The organism is Streptomyces sp. NRRL S-495, from assembly GCF_000966955.1.
Lineage (GTDB): Bacteria > Actinomycetota > Actinomycetes > Streptomycetales > Streptomycetaceae > Kitasatospora > Kitasatospora purpeofusca.
The window spans coordinates 1-7,893 of the sequence record NZ_JZWY01000743.1 but is presented as its reverse complement, the minus strand read 5'-3'; the positions used below and the strand labels follow the sequence as shown (position 1 = coordinate 7,893).

Sequence of the window (7,893 nt, the reverse complement as noted above, 5' to 3'; positions counted from 1 at the left end):
CACCAGGTCCCGCAAGGGAAAACCAACAGGAGGAACACATGGCCCAGACGATCACGACCGGGACCAGGGTTACCGCGGGCACCGTCGACGACGAGTTCGACCTCGACGTCCGCACCGTCGAGACCGCCGACGCGGCCAGCCTGCAGATCCTGACCGATGACGGTTGCGGCAGCACCTGCGGCGCCTGCACCACCGGCGTGCACTGATCCACCTGGCCGGTGCCCCTGGAAGATCGCTCCGGGGCACCGGCCACCACCCCCTGCCCAACCCGACTCGGAGGTCCGCCGACAATGCGCCCACCTGTTCCCACGGCCTCCTACCGCGCCGCCGACGTGGCGCTGGTGCGCGCCGTCGCCCATTCCACCCCCGTGGTTCCCACCTGGCCGGACCTCGGGGAAGCAACCGGCTTGCCCGCATGCCAAATTGAGTGGCTGCGCGCCGTATGGGCGGACGAACGCCTCGCCGAGGCCCTCGAACTGGCCGCGCCGACCCTCGCCGACCGCGTCCGACAACTGACCGAAGACCCCGACCCCGGCTCCCGCGAGGTACGCCGAGCCGCTCTCTCCACGGCCCGCTACGTACTACGCGCGTCGGGCCGCCCCACTCCGTTCGGACTGTTCGCCGGTGTGCAGGCCGCCTTCTTCGGTCGGTCGTGCGAGCTGAGATGGGGCACCGATCACCGAATCGTTCGCAGCGTCCCGGCCGCCCGCCTGGCCGAGGCGATCGAGAGGCTGGAGCATCTTCCGGACGTCCTGGCCCACTTGGACGTGGCGACGAACAACACCGTCCATGTACGCGGTGAGCGCCTCGTCGTCCCGCACCGGCCCTTCGCCAGGCGCGGAAGTGCCACGACGGCCGCCGACACCACCCTGCGCCACACCCGCCCCGTCGCGCTCGCCCTGGCGGAAGCCCGGCACCCGATCCGCCTGGGGGACCTGGCGCTCAAGCTCCGCGCCGAGTTCCCCGTCGCTTCCGCCGAGCGAGTCGGCGGCATCCTGAGTGAGCTCGTCGCCCACCGGGCACTGATCACGAATCTGCACGCGCCGGCGACCGAACCCGACCCCGACACACACCTGCTCGCCGCCCTGAGGAGCGCGGGCATCGACGAGTTGCCCGTCGGTACCGACGGAACCGATGGCCGGGCACCGGTCGTCGACCTACGGTTGGACGCCGACCTCGTCCTGCCACAGGCGGTGGCCGACGAGGCCGCCCGAGCGGCCGGTCTGCTCACCTGCCTCAGCGCGTCCCCCGCCGGCACCGCCGTCTGGCGGGACTACCACCAGCGGTTCTACGAGCGGTACGGACGCGGAACGCTGGTGCCGCTGCTTGACGTGGTGGCGGACAGCGGGATCGGCTGGCCCGACGGCTACCCCGGCGCCCGGCCGTCCGAGAAACCGCGCTTCGGCGAACGCGACGAGGCCCTCGCGGTCCTCGCCCAGCGGGCAGCGTTGGACGGCGAGCACGAGGTCGTGCTCGACGAGGCGCTGCTGGCCTCGCTCGACCTGGGACCGCAGGAGCCGCGCCTGCCCCCTCACCTGGAGATCATCGCGCGGATCCACGCCCGAACCCGGCAGGCCCTCGGCCGGGGTGATTTCCGGCTGGAGGTCGTCTCGGTGTCCCGGGCCGCAGGGGTCTCGGTCGGCCGTTTCCTCCACCTCCTCGAACCCGAGCACCGAACCGCGTTCACCGACCTGTTGACCGGTTTGCCGACGATGGACGACCGCGCGGTCACCGCCCAGCTCTCGTTCCCGCCGCTAGACGCCGCGACCGGGCACGTCGCCCGCAGTGCGGCAACCGGCCAACTGGTCATCAGCCTCGCCGAGCACCGCCGCGCCGCCGACGGCGTCCTCGGCCCCGAGGACCTGGCGGTGGGGTGCGACGGGCGGCGCATGTACCTGGCCGCGCCCGTACTCGGGGCGCGGATCGAGGCCGCCGCCACCCACGCTCTGAACCTGCGCACCCACACCCCGCCGTTGGCCCGGCTGATCACCGAGCTGTCCCGCGCCCACACCGCGCAGGTCACCCGCTTCTCCTGGGGTGCCCTCGGCGTGGTGCCGTTCCGGCCCCGGCTGCGGCACGGCCGCGTCATCCTCTCCCCGGCCTCCTGGAGACTCACCTCCGCCGAACTCCCGCTCCATGTAACCGGCTTCATCGAGTGGGACAAGGCGCTCTCGGCCTGGCTGACGCGTCGCCGCGTCGCCCGGTACGTCACGCTGGCCGCCGACAGCCAGGGCCTCCCCCTGGACCTGGACCGTCCCGGTCACCGTGTCCTACTGCGCGAGCACCTGCGGTCCGCCCCGCACGCGGTCCTGGTCGAAGCCCCGGAGCCGGCCGACCTCGGCTGGGCCGACGGCCGCGCCCACGAGATCGCCATCCCGGTCACGGCCACCCGGGCGCCCGCCTGGCCGCGCCTGCCCAAGCCCACCACGGCCAGGATCCTGCGACGCGGCCACGCAGACGCCCCCGGCGCCTCCCGGGTACTCCTCGCCTCCCTCTACGGCGACCTGGATCGCCAGGACACTGTTCTCGCCCGCCACCTTCCCGACCTGCTGGAGCGCCTCGGCCGACCGGAATGGTGGTTCGTCCGCTTCCGCGACCCGCGCCAGCACGTGCGACTGCGCATCGCCTTGCGAGACCCGGCCGCCTTCGGCCCCGCCGCCACTGTGATCAGCACCTGGACGGCGGAACTCCACGACGTCGGCCTGCTGTCCGAGGTCGTGTACCCGACCTCGTACGCGGAGACGGGCCGGTGGGGCGAGGGGCCTGCGTGGGCTGCCGCCGAGCAGGTCTTCCGCGCCGACTCCAGCGCTGTGCTCGCCCAGCTGTCCCGGCCTGCGATCCCCGAACGCCAGGCCCTGCTCGCCGCCCAGATGGTTGCCATCGCGGCCGGGTTCACCGGATCGGCAACTGCCGGGCTGCGCTGGCTGGTCGCCAACATCCCCACCAAGCCGGCGATGCCTGTCGCCCGGCCGGTCTTCGCCGAGGCGGTCCGTCTCGCGGATCCTGCCGATGGCTGGGCCGCTCTGCGACGCGAGCCGGGCGGTGCCGCCGTCGTCGACGCATGGTCGGACCGCCATCACGCCCTCGACGCCTACCGGCGGTTCTTCCCCGGCCCCCATGTCGAGGGGGTGGACGCGGATGACGTCCTCGGCTCGCTGCTGCACTGCTCCTACGTGCGCGCGCACCGGATCGATTTCGATGACGAGGCCCAAGTCCTGTACCTGACCCGCGCTGCCGCCCTCGCCCGCCTGTCCCGGGACGGTGGCCTGTGACCACCCCGCACAGCGCGGTTCGGCTGTCCGACCGGATCGCCGAACTCCTCGCCGACCCGGCGACCACGCCCGCCGCCTGGTCGTCGCGTCCGGGATGGGCACAGTCCCTCGCCCATGGCGCTCCGGGCATCGCCCTGCTCCACATCGAGCGTGCCGCTGTCGGCCGTGGGCCGTGGGAGCCGGTACGTGCCTGGCTGTCGGTCATGGCCGGTGCCCCGGTCACCAGCGGAGCGGACAGCTATCTCCACTACGGAGCCCCGGCGCTCGCCCACGCCCTCGGCTGCGCCGCCCAGGCCCGCCTGGGTTCCTACCGGCGCGCCCTCGCACACCTCGACCAGGTCGTGGCGGCCGACACGGTGCGCCGCTGTGAGCAGGCCGAGGCCCGGATCGAGCGTGGCGACCTGCCGACGCTCGCCGAGTTCGACACGATCCGGGGGCTGGCCGGCGTCGGCTCGGTCCTGCTGCTCAGGGTCCCCGGCGGGACGGCCATCCGGCGGGTGCTCGCATGCCTGGTTCGCCTGATTGGGGACGTCAAGCACGGCGGTGAGGTCCTGCCCGGCTGGTGGACACTCAGTGGTCCGTCCGGCAGGCCCGACGAGCGCTTCCCGGGCGGGCACGCCAACCACGGTGTCGCGCACGGGATCGCCGGGCCGCTCGCACTCCTCGCCCTCGCGCTGCGGCGCGGCGTCGAAGTCGAAGGCCAGCGCGCGGCGATCCGCACCGTCCTCGCCCGGCTGGAGCGCTGGCGAGACGGCCACACCTGGCCTTACTGGATCACCACGGCACACCCGGTCGGCGCCACCCGTGGACCGATCGCGCCGCAACGGCCCAGCTGGTGCTACGGCACCGCCGGCATCGCACGGGCCCAGCACCTCGCCGGCCTGGCGCTCGGCGACCAGAGCCTGTGCCACGACGCCGAGAACGCGCTGGCCGCCGCGCTGGTCGACTCGGAGGCCCTCGCCACGATCACTGACCTGTCCGTCTGCCACGGCTATGCCGGGCTGGCCCACATCGCTCACCGGGCCGCCACCGACGCCTCCGCGCACAACGCCGGCCGGCTGCGTTCGGATGCCACCCTGCTCCTGGACGCCACCCACCCGGCGCACGCCGACCCCGACGAACAGGCACAGCGTCTCCTGGCGGCGACAGGTCCGGGCTTCCTGGAAGGCGCCGCCGGGACCGCCCTCGCCCTGCTCGCCCCCGCTACCGACAGCACCCCCGCGACCAGCTGGGACGCCTGCCTGCTTGCCTCCTGACCATCCGACCGAGGACCGTTCCCATGACCGGCTGGATCCAGCACGACCTCGCCTTTGCCGACGCCGCCGCCGTTGAACAGACCGCCGCCCACCACCTCGCCCCCGCTCTCGCCTCGGCTCAGGAAGACGGTGAGCTGGAGAACTGGTGGTACATGCGCAAGCAGGGGCTTCGGCTGCGTTACCGGGCAGCCGGCCCCGTGCCTGTCGTCACCTCGATCCTCGACGTGCTCACCGAGGAGGGACTCGTCACGGGCTGGGCCACCGTGATCTACGAGCCCGAGGCCGAGGCGTTCGGCGGAACCGACGCAATGGAGATCGCCCACCGCCTCTTCCACACCGACAGCCGCCACCTTCTGGCCCGGGCCGCCGAGCCGGACCCGCCCGCCCTCGGCCGGGCCGAGACCGTCGTCGTCCTCGCCTCCGCCATGTTCCGCGCCGCCGGCCTCGACTGGTACGAACAGGGCGACGTCTGGGCGCAGTTCGCGCTGCTTCGGGCTGCCCCGCCGACCGTGGCCCGCTCCCGTGCCACCGCTCTGGCCTCCGCTATGCGCCACCTGATGCGCCTCGACACCTGGGCGCTCACCCGCGAGGCAACCCCGCTAGCCCATCACGGGGATTGGGTCCACGCCTTCGAGCAGTCCGGGCAGAATCTCGCCGGCCTCGCCCGCGGCGGTCGCCTCACGCGCGGGCTACGAGCGGTCCTCGCGCACCACCTCCTCTTCCACGCCAACCGCGCCGGCCTGCCGGTCGACCATCAAGCTGCCATGGCCGCAAGGGCGTTGGACGCTGTCTTCCGTCCCGACGAGGGTCTCGCGCCCTCGATGTCCACCATCCGAACCACTACTAGGGTCACCGACATGACTACGCTCAGCAGCGACACCGCTTTCACCGCCCAGACCGCCGAGCAGCTGCGTGCCGACCTCACCGGCCGCCTGCTCGACCAGGGCGCCATCCGCACCGGTGCGGTGGAGAACGCCTTCCGCACCGTGCGACGCGAGCACTTCCTGCCCGGTTTCCCGCTGGAGACCGCATATGCGGACAACCCCACCTACATCAAGGCCGACGGGTCCGGAACACAGATCAGCGCCGCCTCCCAGCCCGCGATTGTCGCCCTGATGCTGGAGCAGCTCGCCCCGCAGCCGGGCGAGCGGATCTTCGAGGCCGGCGCCGGCAGCGGTGTGAACGCCGCATACATGGGCCACATCGTGGGGCCCGGCGGGCAGGTGGTGACCGTGGACGTGGACGACGACCTCGTCGACGGCGCCCGAAAGCACCTCGCCGCCGCCGGCATCACCAACGTCGAGGCCGTACTCGGGGACGGCGCCCTCGGCCACCCGGCCGGAGCACCGTTCGATCGGGTCATCGCCACCGTGAGCACCAGCGAGGTTCCCACTCCGTGGCTGGAGCAGGTCAGGCCCACCGGGCGGATCGTACTGCCCCTGCGACTGCGCGGCACCGCCAGCCGTTCCATCGCCTTCGAGCGCCGCGAGGCCGGCTGGGTGTCGGTCGACGATCGGCTTGCCGTCTTCATGCCGCTGCGCGGCAGCATGGACGACGCCCGCCGCACGGTCACCCTCACCCGTGAGGGTGACGTCACCCTCCAGGTCCACAAGGACCAGGACGCCGCAGTCGACGCAACCCAACTGCACGGTGTGCTCGACAGCGGACGCCACGAGACCTGGACCGGCGTGACCATCCCCGGCGGAACCACCTACGAGTACCAGGACCTGTGGCTGGCCCTGACCCTGCCCAACTCCCTGATGCGGATGAACGTCACCGGCACCGCCCGCGAACGCGGCACCGTCACCCCGATGTTCGGCTGGGGCGCCATGGCCACTGTCCAGGGCGCCTCCCTCGCCTACCTCACCCTGCGCCCCGGCGAACCGACTGCCGACGGCTGCAAGACCTACGAGACCGGCGTCATCGGCCACGGCCCCGACGGCGCCGCACTTGCCGACCTCGTCGCGGAGGAGACCCGCACCTGGAGCGCCGGCTACCGCGACCGGATGCTGCATATCGAACTTCCCGACGCCACCGAAGCCGAGGAGCGGGAGGCAGGCCGCTTCGTTCTGGACCGGCCCAACCACCCGATCACCGTCACCTGGGAGTAGCTACCGTGCACCCGACCGGACAGATCGCCCGGTGCTTCCCGCTGGTCGCCAGGATCCGGCCCGCGTGCCTGCCTCTCGACGCCCGTGTCGGCCAGCTCGCGGAGCTGGCCGACACGGCCTACCGGCAGAACGACCCGGGCCAGGCGTCCACCGTCTTCAACCAGGCTGCTCTCCTGGCCTCCGACCTCGGCCTGTCCGAGTACGCCCGTGAGCTGTGCCATCGCCACGCAGCCCTCCACCTTAGCCGCGGTCCGCTCCCCGCCAAGAGCGCCATCCGTGCCCTGGAGCCGGTCGTCAACCTCGGCCGGCTCCATATCCGCGCCGACCACCACGACCGCGGCCACCACTTTCTCCTTGACCTGTACCGCGCCGTCGCGACCGCCACCGAGGCGGTCCTCGACGGCATCACCGTCCCGGCCGAGCTCACCGAGACCGATCAGCAGCGCGCCGAGGTCAGGGCGTGGCTGTGGCGCGTCGTCATCGCCGACGGAACCCGTGCGCTCACCGCCGCCGGACGCTGGAAGGATGCCCTGCGTCACATCGAGGAGCACCGAGGCGTCGGCCGGCGCATGCTCGACGGTCGCCAGGTCGCAGTGCTCGCCGCCGCCACGACCGGCGACCCTCCAGCAGCGCTGACGCTGCTGGAGGGTACCGAGCCGGGAGATCCGTGGGAGGACGCGGTCACAGCGGTACTCACCGCGCTGTGCCGCCCCGGCGACCACCGGGCTGCCGAGCACGCGATCGGTCACTGCCTCGACTTTGAACCGGAGCAGGGGTTGGTCGTCTTCGGCACGCGCCTCGCGCTGACGGCCCTCGACGCGGCCGAACCGGACACCCCTGCGGCCCGTAGGCTCCTGGCGCAGCTCGTCGGCCGAACGGGCGAGGTCGGCGACGGTTACGCACTGCGCGACCTCCTCGCACACGGGGGTGTCCGCCGCAATCTCGACCCGGCCCGGGGCGTGGAACTCGAACGGGCCCTCGCCTCATGCGGGTTGGGTGCCGGTGTGCTGTCCGCTGCACTCCGCGATCGGTTGGAGGGGGCTCTGGACGGTGCCCGCGAGGTGCTCGGAGGCTCACGGGCCCGGCGGGCGCACCGGGCGGTGCGCCCGCCGGATGTGGGACTCCACAGGCGCCACGGGCGGTGAGCCGTTCGGTGCCGGGTGGGCCGATGACGGTGCGGGCAGGAGGATCTGTGCCGCCTTCGGGCAGGTCAGTTGCGGGTGGCGTGGCGGCGGTCGGGGTGGTGGTCGGGGT

General features: G+C 72.7%; 5 protein-coding genes. All 5 read left to right on the top strand.

Features of this window, described 5'->3' with window-relative positions:
* Positions 1 to 38 precede the first annotated feature (38 nt).
* Positions 39 to 206, top strand: a complete 168-nt coding sequence (locus VR45_RS44690) for an FxLD family lanthipeptide (RefSeq protein WP_078897040.1) — start codon at positions 39 to 41, stop codon at positions 204 to 206.
* An 84-nt stretch (positions 207 to 290) separates the two neighbouring features.
* Positions 291 to 3,272 carry a lantibiotic dehydratase gene (locus VR45_RS32370; protein ID WP_199926043.1) on the top strand — a complete coding sequence of 994 codons (2,982 nt, stop codon included), beginning with the start codon at positions 291 to 293 and terminating at the stop codon, positions 3,270 to 3,272.
* Entirely contained in the window at positions 3,269 to 4,528 is a 1,260-nt protein-coding gene (locus VR45_RS32365; protein ID WP_045943450.1) for a lanthionine synthetase C family protein, read from the top strand. The genes VR45_RS32370 and VR45_RS32365 overlap by 4 nt, the downstream gene beginning before the upstream one ends.
* 23 nt (positions 4,529 to 4,551) lie before the next feature.
* The gene (fxlM, locus tag VR45_RS32360) at positions 4,552 to 6,639 is read left to right on the top strand and encodes a methyltransferase, FxLD system (RefSeq protein WP_045943449.1); all 2,088 of its coding nucleotides are present in this window, start codon (positions 4,552 to 4,554) and stop codon (positions 6,637 to 6,639) included.
* A gap of 5 nt (positions 6,640 to 6,644) precedes the next feature.
* Complete coding sequence (locus tag VR45_RS32355; RefSeq protein ID WP_045943448.1) at positions 6,645 to 7,784, top strand: hypothetical protein; 1,140 nt, start codon at positions 6,645 to 6,647, stop codon at positions 7,782 to 7,784.
* Positions 7,785 to 7,893: the final 109 nt, after the last annotated feature.